The following is a 14,832-nucleotide window of genomic DNA, read 5'->3' as shown; positions in this document are numbered from 1 at the left end:
CACCCTCCCCAAGAAAGAGTGACAAGAAGTTTTCGTTATTTATCTATCTAAAATTAAGCTTCAACAGCTTCTGGTGCTTTTCTTAATAATCCATAAATCACACCTGAAACAACTGCACCAATTGCAATAAAGACTAGGTACAATACAGGATGACTAAGTAGGAAGACAACGAAAATTCCACCATGTGGTGCTAATAATTTGATACCAAAAGCGCCAACTAAACCACCAGTTAAAGCAGAACCTACGATGAAGCTTGGAATTGCACGAACTGGGTCAGCAGCAGCAAACGGAATTGAACCTTCTGTTACAAAGGATAGCCCCATCACAATGTTTGTTAAACCAGCATCTTGATCTGCTTTACTAAATTTATTTCTGAATAACACAGTTGCAACGAAAATTGCTAATGGTGGAACCATCCCACCTGCCATAACAGATGCCATAACGACACTACCACCAGTTGCGACAGTTGTTGCAAGCGTTGCTGTACCAAACACGTAAGCTGCTTTGTTGATTGGCCCACCAAGGTCAGCAGCCATCATTCCAGCTAACAAAGCCCCAAGTAACGCAGCATTTGAACCACTCATACTTGTCAAGAAACCATTCAATCCATCATTGATTGCTTTCATTGGCACATTGACCATCAACATCAAGAAACCAGTAATCAATAGTCCAAAGACTGGGTAGAATAAAATCGTTTTGATTCCATCCAATGATTTTGGTAAGTTCTTGAAAACTTTACGTAAGAAGACAATGACATAACCAGCCAAGAAACCACCAATCAATGCACCTAAGAAACCAGCTCCACCAGCATTAGCTAATGCTCCTGCAGCAAAACCAACAACCAATCCAGGGCGGTCACCAATACTTGATGCAATAAACCCAGCTAAAACTGGCAACATGAAACCAAATGCCGCTTGTCCAATTTGGTTGAACCAGCTTGCCATTTGATTGTAATTCCCCAAGTTTGCCAATTGATCTTGTGGTACACCCATAAATTGGTCAATCATGAAGGAAAGTGCAATCGCAATCCCACCACCGATTACAAATGGAAGCATATGCGAAACACCGTTCATCAAATCTTTATAGATTCGTTGACCGATTGTTCCATCAGCATTTCCTTCATCTGATGAATCATTTTTACTATCGCCATGGAAAACAGGTGCATTCCCTTCAACAGCAAGATTGATTAATTCCTCTGATTTACGAATACCATCACTTACTGGACGGTTAACTAATTTTTTTCCATCAAAGCGATTCATCTCAACCTTTTTATCTGCTGCAACGATTACGCCATCTGCACGTGCAATATCTTCTGCAGTCAAACGATTTTTAATTCCTTCAGAACCATTTGTTTCAACTTTGATATCTACGCCCATCTCTTTTGCTTTTTTCTTCAAAGCATCTTCTGCCATGTACGTATGCGCGATTCCGGTTGGGCAAGCTGTCACAGCTACGACAAATTTTCGATCTGAATCAGTTAACGCTTCAATTTGTTGGGCAGCTTGTTCTGCCTTTTCTTCTGCTTCTTTTTCGTCCTCAGCTGTTTGGAAAAGTTCTTGCACTTCATCAGGTGTTTGAACTTCTTTTAGTTTTGCCACAAAATCCGGATTGATCAACAAACGTGATAATGCCGCTAAAGCTTGCAAGTGAGTGTCATTTGCGCCTTCTGGAGCAGCAATCATGAAAAATAGATAAGTTGGTTGACCATCGAGTGCTTCATAGTCAACGCCAGCCTTACTTTTTGCAAATAAAACTGTTGCTTCTTTAACTGCCGCATTTTTTGCATGCGGCATTGCAATTCCATCACCTAGACCTGTTGATGTTTGAGCTTCACGCGCCAAAATCCCTTGTTTATATGTGTCAATATCTGAAATACGGCCAGCATCATACATTTTTTGGACCATTTCATCAATAGCACCTGCTTTATCAGTTGCTTGCAAATCCATGATCATTGCTTCTTTGATCATCAAATCTTTAATATTCATGGTTATCCTCCTTAAAATTTAGTCGATTTTTGTAATTTCAACTTCAGGTAATAGTGAATCAATCATTTCACGAGAAGCTAAGTCATCAGAGAACGCTGTTGCACTTCCGCAAGCAACGCCCCATTTGAAAGCTTCGACTGCATCATGATGTTTGCTAAATGAGCCAATAAATCCAGCAATCATCGAATCTCCGGCACCAACTGAGTTTTTCAAAGGGCGTACTAAAACATTCGATTGGTAGGCACCTTCCTTAGTAAATAATAAGGCACCATCGCCAGCCATTGAGATTAATACATTTTGCGCACCTTCTGCCAATAACTTACGGCCATAAGGAATGATATCTTCAACTGATTCAAAAGTAGTTTGATACAACTCTGCTAACTCATGGTTATTTGGTTTGATTAATAATGGTTCTTTTGAAAGAGCATTTTTTAAATCCTCTCCCGTAGTATCAATCACAAAATCAGCACCTTTGTCACGGATGATTTCAATCAACTCTTGATAAAAACCTTTTCTAAGACTTGCAGGTGTACTTCCAGATAACACGACAATATCGCCTGCTTCAACCGTACTCAATGCTTGTTTCAATTCATTGATTTCTTCATTAGAGATAACTGGACCTAAGCCGTTAATTTCTGTTTCAGCATCTGATTTCAATTTGATATTGATACGTGTATCTTCATGGACTTTGGTAAACAAAGTATGAATTTGTTCTTTCTTCAACCAATCAGAGATAAATTCTCCGGTAAAGCCGCCTAGAAAGCCAAGAGCAGTTGAGTTTGAATCGATTCGTTTCAAGATACGAGAAACGTTGATTCCTTTGCCACCTGGTAATTTAAAATCTTCTGTCATGCGATTCAAGTCGCCTAATTTTAATCCATCCACACGAACAATAAAGTCAATTGATGGATTAAGTGTTACTGTGTAAATCATTGAATAGCCTCCTTAATTGTTGTCAGGTCACGATAATCTGCGACAAATTCTAATGGACAACGCTCGGTTACGATTGTGGCTGCCGCTAAAGGAGCAACAGAAGTAAAAGATAGCTTGTTAAACTTAGTTTGATCAATCAAGACAAATGCTTCTTCGGATTGTCTCATCGCAATTCGCTTAAGTGCTGCTTCTTCTGGGTCAGGGGTTGTAAATCCTTGAACCAAGTGCGCGCCGTTCATTCCCATAAACGCCTTGTTAAAATGAAATGCACTCAACTGTTCCACACTACTTGAACCCAATACCGCATTAGTAGATAGCTTGACTTGGCCGCCAAGGATAATCGTTGGTATTTGTAAATCAACTAAGTTAGCAGCATGCTTGACTGAATTGGTAACAACCGTCACATTTTTTCCTTGTAAAAACGGGATCATTTCCAACGTCGTTGAGCCAGCATCCAGATAGATGACATCATCTGATTCAATCAAATCAGCGGCTAAACGAGCAATTTGTTGTTTTTCTTGAACGTTTTTGAGCGTTTTTTCACTCATCGCTTGTTCAAATCCTAAAAGCTGCTCTTTTTTTGCACCACCATGAATTCTTTCTAAAAAACCTTCGTTCTCCAACTCTTGTAAATCACGGCGAATAGTGGACTCAGATGCATCTAACAAGGTTACAAGATCTTGCGATTTAACAATTTTGTGTTGCTCTAACAAGTCTAAAATTTTCTGTCTGCGTTCTTCTGTAAGCATTTCCACAACCTCCTCACGACAAATATTAACATAATAATTATTTGCTTGCAACACAAAACATCCAAAAACAATCACTATACTTCTAAAACGTTCAATCAGCACATTTTTTGAAAAAAACCGAAAAAAAGAGAGTCATCCTACAGATAACTCTCCTAACGTTACTATTCTTTATTGGTCTTTCTTGGTATAAATTGCTTGAACTTTCACTTTTCTTGATAATCGGTAATACATACCCAAGCCAGAAAACATAATCAAAAAGCCAACCAACGAACGAATTGAGAAATTTGGGATAAATAAAACCAATGCAGCTAATACGACTGTCGGACCCATAACACGATAATATAATTTTTTATCCATTTTTTCCACCTCATGCTCTCTGTATAGTTGTTAATGCTTCTAATTTACGATAATCTAAGAAAACGACTCTTAAATGATTGTCCCCTTTTTTCAAATCAAAGAAGATGGTTCCTTTTTTCTTTTTCTGTCGGCTTATTTGGATATCTGCTAATTGCTGCTTCATTTCAGCAATTGGTAAATTCGCTAAAGCTTCAGGAGGTACATACAATCTCAAAACCACTTGATAATCTTGATACTTTTCATCTTGGACTTCTACTTCCAAATATTCACGAATGTAATAGCAATAGGCTTGAATTCCTTCGTCCATTGCGACAGTTGGATCAATCATTTTGTAACACATCATTTGCGCACGGTTTTCATCAACCCAAGGAAAATAAGCTTGCGCATTTAACGCTCCTTTTACACGACGTTCACGATACTGATTTTGTTCGATATCATAGCTTCTTGTGACAAAGAAAGTTGCAGCTTTTTTTGGTACAGGTTGCATATTTTGATTTTGATACTGGACGGACTGGATTACTCGATCAGTGTATGCATATTCAATAAATGGTTCTTTCAGTAAGCCAACACCGTTATCCCAAGCCAAGTGATCAAAACCTAACTGGTCACGATAATAAGCTTGAAAACGAAGATTCTCTTTTTTTCGCCAATTAAATGGATTTTTGTAAAGCTGGATCTTCAATACCTGATTCTCTAGTTCAGTAATACTTTCCACTTGCTGAACATCAAGAAAAATTGGTTTTGGAATAACTTTGAAGTAAGCCGCACTGTAATACATCTCCCAACAAGAAGTCAGGCACAAGCCGCGATAAAATAAATCATAGCCAGCAAAATGATTACAATCAACGATCACTTCACCTTCCTGCCCTTTCATCTTAGGAAGGCTACCAATTTCTTCTTGTGTCTCAAATAATGTTCGTCGCTCAATTTCTTTTGTATTGTGTGTCAAGAATTCGCTATAGGCACGTAAATAAGCAAATACACCATGAGTTGCCATTTTCATACGAAGATAGTCATGAATCAATGCTTCTTTTTCATTAAAGACTTGTTTATCAATCACATTTTTAATTAATAGTTGCTGATTTTCATAATGAAAGCTGCATTCATTTTCTTCGTTTCCAACTACGAAAAAAATTTGTTCATTCTCTACCGCTAACTCCAATGCCAATTGAAATTTTTTCAAATGAAAGGATTCAGTTGCTTCATGAAAAGGTCGAAAAAATGTCGGCTGGATCAATAAACGAATAAGTATACCCCAATCAGTTATTTCTTGGATTTTGTCACGTTCCTCTAGGTGGTTCATCTGGATAGTCATCAATAGTTTTTCTTCGCCAAACATTTTTCTCACCTCTTTCAAATCTTTTTATAATCTAATTATAACTAACAAACGCCAAAAACCAAAATTTTTCGACTTCATAAAATATAGTAGATTTTTAAGAATTACATGGTACACTATCAATGAGGTGATAAAAATGGGACTAAAATTCGAACGTACAGATAATCTCGACAAACTTTTCGAGTCATTCGCAGTGGATCCAGAGAAAAAAGTAGCTTCTAACGAAGAGATCAACCGTTTTTTAAAACCAGAAACTCCTGACACAAAAAAAGCGAACAAAGCTGCTAAACCAAAGAAGTAAAAACAAAAAAGAAGCTATCGCGTTTTTTAGTCAATGGAAGTCGAAACAAAAGAAACTTATTTCTGACTGATTCGGTTCATATAGAGAAACAATTAAATGATAAAAACAGCATTCGTTGATTCAAAAAAGATGATTTCAATTTTCTGTTAGAAAATTGAAATCATCTTTTTATTCGGGTCCTATTTTTTTGTGCTCATTTTCTCTGAAGAAAGTTTCTTCTATTTTTAAAAAAAATTGTCGCTCATCGTTCAAGATAAGAAAAATCCCAATCTTGAATTTTTTTGATTCTCTTCACTTTTTTTCCAATTGATTAATTTTTCTTTATTCTCCATCACTATATCTCCTCACCCATCTATTCATCTAATGAATAAAAACGATATAGCTAATTGATAGGAAAGTTTAGTCATCCTCGATACAACGCCTATCCAAATCAGCTATATCGATGAGTGACCTCGAAGTAAGTTCCTATTTTTTCATGCCCTTTCTGACGATAAAAGAAATTTTATTTTTCTCAAACGTCTTCTCCTGCACTCTAATCCAAAAGAATCAAAACAAAAAGAGTAGCTACCAGAATTTTGATACATGCTTCCTATACGATAGGTAAGATCAGCCAAAGAATTTGGCTTAAAAGACAGGCATTCATCTAAGGTATCTACGCTTACGAAGTGTCATTCATTCTATTTTTTACGAAACGAATCGCTTACCAATTATTCTTATTGGAATGGCATTACCAAAGAAGAAGATAAGACTCGTTTGAATTGGCAACATCACAACTGCTTTGATTAAACGAACGGCCCAAAGTTTTCCATCCGTGAAAGGAATATCATACATTATGGACAGCCATAATGGTGTCAAAAACAGGCTAATAATCAAGGTGTTCACCAACACACAAAAAAAGGCATTTTTAAGTGTGACACTTTTTTTATAAAAGAAGAAACCATAGACACAGCCACCAATAAATGCGTTAAGTGTAAAGCCGATAAAGAATGGCGCTTTCCCTAACAAAGTATTTCCTATGATATCTGCAACAGACGCACCTACGCCCGTCCAAAAAGGACCAAACAGAGACGCCATAACTACTTCGGGGATAAAATCAAAGGTTATTTTTATTAACTGTGTTTCAAAGCCAAATACTTGAGACAATAGAACCATCAGAGCAATTAGTAAACTAATGGTTGTCAGAGCGTGTACATTTAATTTATTCATTACGAGCATCTCCTCTAGAGCTGCTACACAAAAATTCATGCAGCGAATGCGAGGGCAAAACCGCGAATACTTATTCTTCGTTCATAGAGCAACATCCCATCTCTTATGACACTTAACGCTTTGTCCTCTACTCTGTTATTTTTTATTTAATGATGAGTATAACTTAGATAGTAGAATCCGGAAACAAATGCAGATCCACCAACAATATTTCCTAAATAAACGGGAATAAAGTTCTGAATAAAGTCCAGCCAAGTCCCACTGCTTTCAAAAATGGCTGCTGGAATGACAAACGCATTTGCCACACTGTGTTGAAATCCAATGGCGACAAAAACCATCACCGGAAACCAGATCCCTAAAATTTTCCCAGCTGTATCCTTTGCTCCATAACCTAACCATAAAGCAAGACCCACAAACCAGTTACAGCCAATACCTGAAACAAAAGCTTGAAAAAATGAACTCTCTACTTTATGCTGGGCAACATTGATTACTTGTTCTTGAAAAACACCGGTGTGAGTTAACCCGACAAAGTGACCAAAAAAATAGGCGACAAAAATGGCACCCACAATATTCGCAAGTGTAATGACTCCCCAATTACTTATTAATTCCTTTAGTGTCACTTTTTTTGCAAAAAATGCACAGCTAACTGCCATCATATTTCCTGTGACTAATTCACCACCTGCTAATAAGATGACAATCAGTCCAACTGGAAACACACTTGCTCCCACCAGACTTGCAAGGCTTGGGAACTCAATAGAAATTGATGCAGATACACGAAAATATGCCAGATATCCCAATGAAATCATTGCACCCCCGATGAACCCCAAGATTAGCTTTGCTAAAAGAGTTTTTTCAATTTTTTGACTCCCCACCCGAATACTGTGTTGTAGAATTTCATTTGGATTTAACATCGACCTATCTCCTCAACCTTCAAAAACTGATTTTCCATTTTAATGATTCATTTATAATATATCTAATTCTTCAAAGTGACTTAGAATTTTAATGTCTTGCGAGACACTAACAAACGCTTTTGGATCAACTTCTTTCATGATTTTTGCTAAAAGCTCCATCTCATAAAAAGTAATGACTGTAATCAAAATTGTTTGGGCACGATAATCATAAGCACCATATCCTTGGGGAATGACCGTAATTCCCCGCTTCAAAACCTTTTGTAATTCTGGGATGACGTGGTTTGGCTGTTGCGTAATCACCATAACTTGAACTTTTTGATGCTTGACATAGACTAAATCAGTTACCTTTCCACTGACAAAAATAGCAAGCAAACTATAAAATGCATAAGGCCAGCCAAACAGATAACCTGCAGTCAAAATAATTAGCCCGTTAATTCCCATTGAGATTGCACCAACACTTCGTCCAGTATGTTGTCTAAGTGTAATAATAAGTGCATCCATTCCTCCGGTAGCAATTCCATATTTCAATGCTAAACCTAAAGAAAATCCATTGATAACTCCGCCAAAAATAGCACAAATGATGGGGTCATTCGTTAGCGAAACCGTTGGAACCATTGAAATAGCAAAAGAAGCAAAAGTTACAGAGATTACTGTAAAAAAGACAAATTTTTTATTTATCTTAACCCATGCTAAGATAAACATCGGAACATTCAACAAATAATAGATAACCGAAATAGACAACGTAAATCCTCCAGTTCGATCAAATAAAGTAGAAAGAATTTGCGCAATCCCAGTCAATCCGCCTGCATAAATATGTCCCGGTTGCCAAAAAAAGTTAAGGGCTATCGAATATAAGAATGCATAGATTAACGCGATAGTTACTTTTGTTACCAAATCTTGCCAAAACTTTTCTTGTTTTGCCTGAAACATGCTGCTACACTTCCTTCATTTCCTCATTGAAGACTTCACGTGCTTTATTTTCAACAAATGGCCATTTTTCAGATTCACCTAGCAAATATCTGCTGTTTTCTTTTGCTTTTGGTACTTCATATGTCAGCCTCCTCATTCAAGAATGCATTGCTGTAGGAAAACAAAAAGTGTAAACCAGTAGAGAAGACTGAAGCAACCTTTTCTTTCTACTGGTTCCACTCATCAATCTGGTTAATCAACTAGCTAAATTGAATAGCTAAATCTACTTCTTTTTCTACAGCAGATAATAAATCGCCATGAATCATGACTTCTGTTGCCTTGTTTAATTCCTCATACATTTCAATTTCTTTATCATGTTCAATAAATGCCACGAATTGGCGGAATGCTTGATAAGCAGCCTGTGTTCCTTTTCCTAGTTTGTCTTGATAACCGCGGATATCTATTGCCTGACAGGCCGCCATTATTTCAGTTGCTACCACACGTCTAGAATTCAGTAAGATTTCTGCGGCAGTTCGTGCAGCAGTTGTTCCCATACTAACAAAGTCTTCTTGATTTTCACAAGATGGGATAGAGTCTACACTTGCTGGATGTGCTAAGATTTTATTTTCAGAAACTAAGGAAGCACAAGCGTATTGCGTAATCATAAATCCGGAATTTAATCCAGGATATTTAACTAAGAAAGAAGGGAGTTTACTTAGTTGTTTGTTTACTAATCGTTCCACACGACGTTCCGACACATTCCCTATTTCAGCTACGGCAATTCCTAGAAAATCAAATGGTTGCGCCATTGGTTCTCCGTGGAAATTCCCACCAGAAATTACTTTTCCATCACGTGTAATGATTGGATTATCGGTCACTGAGTTAATCTCAATTTCAACTTTCTCTTTCACGTACGCGACAGAATCTTTACTAGCACCATGGATTTGTGGCATACAGCGTAAAGTATACGGATCTTGCACATGATCAGGGGTTGCCTCTGTGATATAACCACTTCCTTCAATCAACCGACGAATGTTTCTAGCAGTTGCTAACTGTCCGCTTTGTGGACGAATGGTGTGTAGGTCTTCTTCAAACGGGCTAGATATTCCTCCATGTACTTCTAAAGAAAGTGCTCCTGCAATATCTGAAAGTTTCAACAATTCGATTGAATCGTACGTTGCTAGCGCACCCACAGCCGTTAAAACAGTTGTTCCATTAATGAATGCAAGACCTTCTTTTGCACTCAATTGAATAATGGCTAATCCAGCCTTCTCCATTGCCACTTTACCTGGCAATAATTCTCCTTTGTAGTAAGCTTTTCCAAGACCGAGTAAAGGCATCACCATGTGTGCTAATGGCGCCAAATCTCCAGAAGCACCTAGTGAACCTTTTTCTGGGATAAATGGATGAACTCCTTTATTTAACATGGTCATCAGTGCTTTTACCGTACTTAATCGAATACCAGAATAGCCTTTCACAAGTGAATTCACGCGAATCAGCATGATTGCACGAACGACATCTTCTGCAAAAGGATCCCCAAAACCAGCAGCGTGTGTCCGAATAAGATTTTCTTGTAGCTGTGCTGTGTCTTCTTGGGAAATGCTCACATTACATAATGAACCGAACCCTGTATTTACCCCATATACCACTCTTTTTTCGGTTACGATGTCGTCAATGATTTTCCGAGAGCGGTTGACCGCTTCTTCTGCGCTTTCTGCGATGCTCACTTGGACATTTCTTCTTGCAACGGCAACCACATCTTCCAATGTCAAACTTTTACCATCTAAAATAATTGTTTCTTCATCCGCTTTCATGTCTAATATCCTCCAATTTTCATTCGCTTATATTCAACATTTCTACTCTGGTGTTGTTCCAGGTCTACTTCCTTTATTGATCACAAAATAGAGAAGACTGGCAACAATCACTCCGACTAACCCAGCAATTAGGTTGAATGGATTAGCTGCTGCTACCATCCAAATACTCACCGCAATGGAGATAACAGGGATAATCGGTCCTAGAGGTAGCTTAAAGGCTGGTACAGTATCCATCTTTTTCCGTCTAAGCCAAATCAGCGCCAAAGCTGTGGGAATATATTGGAAGAAACGGAAAACCACACTCAATTCAGCCAATTGTTCAAATGAACCACTTAATAAAAAGCCAATCGTAATTAACCCGGATACAATAATGGCGACAATCGGTGCTCCTTTAGCATTTTTCTTTGCAATAACTTTCGGCAATAATCCTTCGTCTGAAATGGAAGCACCATAACGTGGAATCATCAATGAATCCCCCATGTTTAATCCAGCAATAGAAATTAATGCCCCAATTGAAATAATCCATTTTCCTGCCGGACCTACCATTTCAACAAATGCATCCTGCACTGGAGCATTACTTTGAAGAATCCCTGTGCCTAACATCGCGATCGTTCCAGCAATAATCATAAAATACAAAATAGATACAATGCTAATTGATCCGATAATTGCCTTTGGTACATTTTTCTTCGCATTTCGCATTTCCCCTGCAACTACTGGCAAAGCTTCAAATCCAATAAATGCGTAAAACACAGTTAGTGAAGTAGATGCCATCGCCTGAGACAAGGTCATATCAGGATTTAGTTGTAGAAAAGGTGTAAAGTTTCCAGCATTAATCCCATTTTTTATAAAGAAAATACTCATCAAAGTAAAGGCAATAATTGGAATTAATTTTGCAATAGTAATCGTGATTGTAAAAATCTTTGATGTTTTAATCCCCATACTGTTGATTATTGATAAAAAGATAATCAATAGCACACTTATCAGGGTATTTTGTCCCTCTAATGTTGGAAATGTTTGAATTAATAATTTCGAAAATCCTGCAGCCATCGCAGCCCAGGCAATGATTGTTACAAACCAGCCCAAAATTCCGACGTTAAATCCAACAAAATCACCAAAGGCTGCTTTTGTATATTGAAACGCCCCACCATTTTTACTAAAATACCCTGCTACTTCCGCAAAACAAACGGCAAGCATCAACACAAGTAATACGACAACAAGTATCGCTACTAGTGATGCTGGTCCTAAATCTTGATAGATCGTCCTTGGAAGTAAGAAAATTCCTGAACCAATGACCGCGTTAATTCCATATAATGTCGCACCGCTCAGGCTGAACTTTTCATTTTCTTCTCCCTTCGAAAATTCTTCTGGATCTTTAATGTCTGAAATTTCCGGAATCTGTTCCTCATTTTGCATGGTTTCCCTCCTCTTCTTAAAGCGCTTTCATTCAAATCTAATTGCAACTGACATAAATTAGTTTAACGACATCGTCCTTTGGTAACAGTTCTATCGCAGTTCGTTCTGTTATTCCAGTCAGCGCGAGACTATCAGATTGTTTCAAGAAATAAGTAGCGTGCTTTATTTTTACTGTACATTGTTCGACACAATACAGATAACAATCTTTTTCTACTGAATATAGAGAATTATGTGTTTGAACACGCTTCATCTCCCCCTGCATGGATTTTTTATAAATTAAATTAAAGTCAACACATTTCCCCACACTTGTTGTAGAAAGTTCTCCGTCAAATTCGCCCACATCAAACGTTTCTAGTCGTACCGTTTGTTCACTATTCGTCAGTATGACACTTCCTTCAAGTGGCATCAAAAGTCGGTTGTACCCAGGTAATACAGTAAACATAGAATACTGTTCCTCAATCGTGGCGCTAGAAATTCGATAATCAAATACTCTCCGCTGATAATTTGCCTCCGGGGGAAAGAGGAAAAGCTCGGTTGTTTTTCCTCCACTCCAAGTTGATTGATGATATTGGCTACTCCTAAAATGTTCTACATTCATCTTAGAATAGTCCAGAGATATTTCCTTCAGCATCTACGTCAATTCGTTCTGCTGCTGGTGATTTCGGTAGACCTGGCATTGTCATTACCGCACCTGTTAAAGCCACAATAAATCCTGCGCCAGCAGACACTTTTAGATTGCGAATAGTTACCGTGAAATCTTTAGGTGCTCCCAGCAGAGTCGCATCATCTGAGAAAGAATACTGCGTTTTTGCCATACAAATAGGATACTCAGTAAATCCAAGTTTTTCTAATTCCGCAAGTTCTTTTCGAGCGCTTGGTGCAAGTTCTATCCCTTTTCCACCATACACTCGTTGAACGATTTTCGTTAATTTTTCTTCTATTGAATCGGATAGATCATAAACATGACTAAAACTATTGGTTTTTTCTGCTAGTTCTATTACTTTATTTGCAAGATCAATGCCGCCTTCGCTACCTTTCGCCCAGACATCTGATAGTGTTACTTCAACGTTTCGTTCTTCGCAAGCTTTTTCGACAGCAGCTAACTCAGCATCCGTATCGGTAGGAAATTTATTGATTGCAACTACAACAGGCATACCATATACTTCTTGAATATTACTCAAATGTTTTTCCAGATTAGGAAGGCCTTTAAGAACGGCTTCTACGCTTTCTGTTCCTAAATCAGCTTTTTTCATTCCTCCATGCATTTTTAATGCACGAATCGTCGCAACTAAGACAACTGCGTCTGGTTTTAATTCGGCTAACCGACACTTGATATCAATAAATTTTTCTGCGCCTAAGTCTGCTCCAAATCCAGCCTCTGTTACTGCATAATCGGCATATTGCAATGCAAGCTTTGTAGCGAGAACACTATTACAACCATGGGCAATATTCGCAAACGGTCCCCCATGAATAAATGCAGGTGAATGTTCAAGTGTTTGTACAATGTTTGGTTGGATTGCTTCTTTTAAAAGAGCGGTCATTGCCCCTTCTGCTTTTAAATCTCCTGCTGTGATAGGAGTTCCTTCAAAGCTATATGCAACAATGATTTTTTTTAGTTTTTCTTTTAAATCAGTAATGTTATTTGCTAAACATAGAACCGCCATAATTTCAGAGGCAACTGTAATATCGTAGCCATCTTCACGGGGAACGCCATTAATTCTTCCCTGTAGACCATTCACAATATGACGTAGTTGTCGATCATTCATATCTACAACACGCTTCCAAGTAATTCTTCGGCTATCAATCCCTAATGTGTTACCTTGATGGATATGGTTATCTAGCAAAGCTGCCAGTAAATTATTAGCCGCACCAATTGCATGGAAATCGCCAGTAAAATGCAAGTTGATGTCTTCCATTGGCACTACTTGCGCATAGCCTCCCCCTGCTGCTCCACCTTTCACACCAAATACTGGTCCTAAAGAGGGCTCGCGTAACGCAATGGCTGCCTTCTTTCCAATTTTTGTTAGAGCATCAACTAACCCAACGGAAGTAGTTGTTTTTCCTTCACCAGCTGGCGTCGGTGTGATTGCTGTTACAAGAATTAGTTTCCCTCGTTTCGCTTTGTCTAAATTTTCTAGCTTGCTAACATTGATTTTTGCTTTGTAATCGCCATACAATGCGAGGCTTTCTTTAGGAATTCCAAGTTTTTCAGCAATGTCCGTAATTGGATTCATCTCAACTTGATTTGCAATTTCGATATCTGATAAGTTTGTCATTTTTCTCTTCCTTCCTAGCTAGACAATTTTTTCGATGGCAGTATAGATTTCATCTGCCAGACTCATTCCTTCACTTAACAATGCATTTCCTTTTTCTTTGTATCGAGTAACAAATGCTTCGTCTTTTACTCCTGAAAGATTGATTAAGACGTTTAACCAAGCACCTTGCAATGCAGATTTCAAATTTAATGCTGCTACACCTAAGTCACTTGCTGCGTTTGTATTGGATTTTCCAATCAATTCTCTGGTGACTTTTAATGCTTCCACCGCAATTTCCATCATTTTGAAAGGCGTTTGTGTTGCACCTTCTAAAGCACGTTGCATCGTTTGTTTGCGTAGTTCTTTTTCTTCTTCTGTGTCTTTTGGCATCGTAAATACTGCCGACACTTTATTAAATGCCTCTGTATCTTCATCAATGGCGCGTACGAACGCAGATTGTAAACGAGTCGCTTCTTGTTGCGCTGCACTCATTTCTTCTGCAAATTCTGCATATTTCTTTTTTCCAATGGTTAATTCTGTCACCATTTTTGTTAGTGAAATACCCATTGCACCTGCAAGCGCTGATGCTGATCCACCTCCAGGAGCTGGTGCATCAGACCCTAAGACCGTTACAAATTCTTTTACTTTTTGATCAATTAATTTCAT

The 14,832-nt window shown here is 38.1% G+C and carries 14 protein-coding genes and 1 riboswitch; of the genes, 1 reads left to right on the top strand and 13 read right to left on the bottom strand.

The window, feature by feature from the left end:
* Nucleotides 1-53 precede the first annotated feature (53 nt).
* The 5 genes from IGJ76_RS05430 to IGJ76_RS05410 form a co-directional block, all read right to left on the bottom strand.
* Nucleotides 54-1,985 (bottom strand): PTS fructose transporter subunit IIABC, encoded by a 1,932-nt coding sequence (locus IGJ76_RS05430; protein ID WP_067484370.1) that lies wholly within the window; start codon nucleotides 1,983-1,985, stop codon nucleotides 54-56.
* A gap of 18 nt (nucleotides 1,986-2,003) precedes the next feature.
* Complete coding sequence (pfkB, locus tag IGJ76_RS05425; RefSeq protein WP_071868482.1) at nucleotides 2,004-2,918, bottom strand: 1-phosphofructokinase; 915 nt, start codon at nucleotides 2,916-2,918, stop codon at nucleotides 2,004-2,006.
* Nucleotides 2,915-3,667 (bottom strand): DeoR/GlpR family DNA-binding transcription regulator, encoded by a 753-nt coding sequence (locus IGJ76_RS05420; RefSeq protein WP_071868483.1) that lies wholly within the window; start codon nucleotides 3,665-3,667, stop codon nucleotides 2,915-2,917. The genes pfkB and IGJ76_RS05420 overlap by 4 nt, the downstream gene beginning before the upstream one ends.
* 168 nt (nucleotides 3,668-3,835) lie before the next feature.
* Nucleotides 3,836-4,024: a hypothetical protein gene (locus IGJ76_RS05415; protein WP_067484364.1), complete on the bottom strand. Its 189-nt coding sequence runs from the start codon at nucleotides 4,022-4,024 to the stop codon at nucleotides 3,836-3,838.
* A 10-nt stretch (nucleotides 4,025-4,034) separates the two neighbouring features.
* A complete protein-coding gene (locus IGJ76_RS05410; RefSeq protein WP_095803552.1) occupies nucleotides 4,035-5,363 on the bottom strand; it encodes a hypothetical protein in 1,329 nt (442 codons plus the stop codon).
* Nucleotides 5,364-5,496: 133 nt separating this feature from the next.
* Between IGJ76_RS05410 and IGJ76_RS05405 the strand changes: the two genes are divergently transcribed.
* Nucleotides 5,497-5,661: an SPJ_0845 family protein gene (locus tag IGJ76_RS05405; protein WP_086271020.1), complete on the top strand. Its 165-nt coding sequence runs from the start codon at nucleotides 5,497-5,499 to the stop codon at nucleotides 5,659-5,661.
* Between the two features lie 684 nt (nucleotides 5,662-6,345).
* On the opposite strand, the gene IGJ76_RS05400 is transcribed toward IGJ76_RS05405, so the two are convergent.
* The 8 genes from IGJ76_RS05400 to IGJ76_RS05365 all read right to left on the bottom strand — a co-directional run bounded on the left by IGJ76_RS05400 (nucleotide 6,346) and on the right by IGJ76_RS05365 (nucleotide 14,832).
* A complete protein-coding gene (locus tag IGJ76_RS05400; protein ID WP_067484358.1) occupies nucleotides 6,346-6,876 on the bottom strand; it encodes a folate family ECF transporter S component in 531 nt (176 codons plus the stop codon).
* Nucleotides 6,877-6,905: 29 nt separating this feature from the next.
* Nucleotides 6,906-7,004: riboswitch (THF riboswitch) on the bottom strand.
* 9 nt (nucleotides 7,005-7,013) lie between these two features.
* Nucleotides 7,014-7,775, bottom strand: coding sequence for a formate/nitrite transporter family protein (locus IGJ76_RS05395; protein WP_075491028.1), 762 nt, complete (start codon nucleotides 7,773-7,775; stop codon nucleotides 7,014-7,016).
* Nucleotides 7,776-7,826: 51 nt separating this feature from the next.
* Nucleotides 7,827-8,705, bottom strand: a complete 879-nt coding sequence (locus IGJ76_RS05390; protein ID WP_067484353.1) for a YitT family protein — start codon at nucleotides 8,703-8,705, stop codon at nucleotides 7,827-7,829.
* Nucleotides 8,706-8,944: 239 nt separating this feature from the next.
* Entirely contained in the window at nucleotides 8,945-10,498 is a 1,554-nt protein-coding gene (hutH, locus tag IGJ76_RS05385; protein ID WP_071868486.1) for a histidine ammonia-lyase, read from the bottom strand.
* A 42-nt stretch (nucleotides 10,499-10,540) separates the two neighbouring features.
* On the bottom strand, nucleotides 10,541-11,911 hold the full coding sequence (locus IGJ76_RS05380) for an APC family permease (protein ID WP_067484349.1): 1,371 nt from the start codon (nucleotides 11,909-11,911) through the stop codon (nucleotides 10,541-10,543).
* A 37-nt stretch (nucleotides 11,912-11,948) separates the two neighbouring features.
* Complete coding sequence (locus IGJ76_RS05375) at nucleotides 11,949-12,509, bottom strand: HutD family protein (protein WP_270492498.1); 561 nt, start codon at nucleotides 12,507-12,509, stop codon at nucleotides 11,949-11,951.
* A 1-nt stretch (nucleotide 12,510) separates the two neighbouring features.
* Nucleotides 12,511-14,187: a formate--tetrahydrofolate ligase gene (locus tag IGJ76_RS05370; RefSeq protein ID WP_413124497.1), complete on the bottom strand. Its 1,677-nt coding sequence runs from the start codon at nucleotides 14,185-14,187 to the stop codon at nucleotides 12,511-12,513.
* A gap of 18 nt (nucleotides 14,188-14,205) precedes the next feature.
* Entirely contained in the window at nucleotides 14,206-14,832 is a 627-nt protein-coding gene (locus IGJ76_RS05365; RefSeq protein ID WP_067484342.1) for a cyclodeaminase/cyclohydrolase family protein, read from the bottom strand.

The sequence above is a fragment of the Enterococcus sp. DIV0175 genome (assembly GCF_050529075.1).
In the GTDB taxonomy this organism is placed as follows: domain Bacteria; phylum Bacillota; class Bacilli; order Lactobacillales; family Enterococcaceae; genus Enterococcus_B; species Enterococcus_B thailandicus.
This window is presented reverse-complemented; position numbering and strand designations above follow the sequence as displayed.

Excerpts from the sequence above, each read along its gene's own strand:
- IGJ76_RS05430 (WP_067484370.1), bottom strand. The coding sequence starts at position 1,985 with ATGAATATTAAAGATTTGATGATCAAAGAAGCAATGATCATGGATTTG.
- pfkB (WP_071868482.1), bottom strand. The coding sequence starts at position 2,918 with ATGATTTACACAGTAACACTTAATCCATCAATTGACTTTATTGTTCGT.
- IGJ76_RS05420 (WP_071868483.1), bottom strand. The coding sequence starts at position 3,667 with ATGCTTACAGAAGAACGCAGACAGAAAATTTTAGACTTGTTAGAGCAA.
- IGJ76_RS05415 (WP_067484364.1), bottom strand. The coding sequence starts at position 4,024 with ATGGATAAAAAATTATATTATCGTGTTATGGGTCCGACAGTCGTATTA.
- IGJ76_RS05410 (WP_095803552.1), bottom strand. The coding sequence starts at position 5,363 with ATGTTTGGCGAAGAAAAACTATTGATGACTATCCAGATGAACCACCTA.
- IGJ76_RS05405 (WP_086271020.1), top strand. The coding sequence starts at position 5,497 with ATGGGACTAAAATTCGAACGTACAGATAATCTCGACAAACTTTTCGAG.
- IGJ76_RS05400 (WP_067484358.1), bottom strand. The coding sequence starts at position 6,876 with ATGCTCGTAATGAATAAATTAAATGTACACGCTCTGACAACCATTAGT.
- IGJ76_RS05395 (WP_075491028.1), bottom strand. The coding sequence starts at position 7,775 with ATGTTAAATCCAAATGAAATTCTACAACACAGTATTCGGGTGGGGAGT.
- IGJ76_RS05390 (WP_067484353.1), bottom strand. The coding sequence starts at position 8,705 with ATGTTTCAGGCAAAACAAGAAAAGTTTTGGCAAGATTTGGTAACAAAA.
- hutH (WP_071868486.1), bottom strand. The coding sequence starts at position 10,498 with ATGAAAGCGGATGAAGAAACAATTATTTTAGATGGTAAAAGTTTGACA.
- IGJ76_RS05380 (WP_067484349.1), bottom strand. The coding sequence starts at position 11,911 with ATGCAAAATGAGGAACAGATTCCGGAAATTTCAGACATTAAAGATCCA.
- IGJ76_RS05375 (WP_270492498.1), bottom strand. The coding sequence starts at position 12,509 with ATGAATGTAGAACATTTTAGGAGTAGCCAATATCATCAATCAACTTGG.
- IGJ76_RS05370 (WP_413124497.1), bottom strand. The coding sequence starts at position 14,187 with ATGACAAACTTATCAGATATCGAAATTGCAAATCAAGTTGAGATGAAT.
- IGJ76_RS05365 (WP_067484342.1), bottom strand. The coding sequence starts at position 14,832 with ATGAAATTAATTGATCAAAAAGTAAAAGAATTTGTAACGGTCTTAGGG.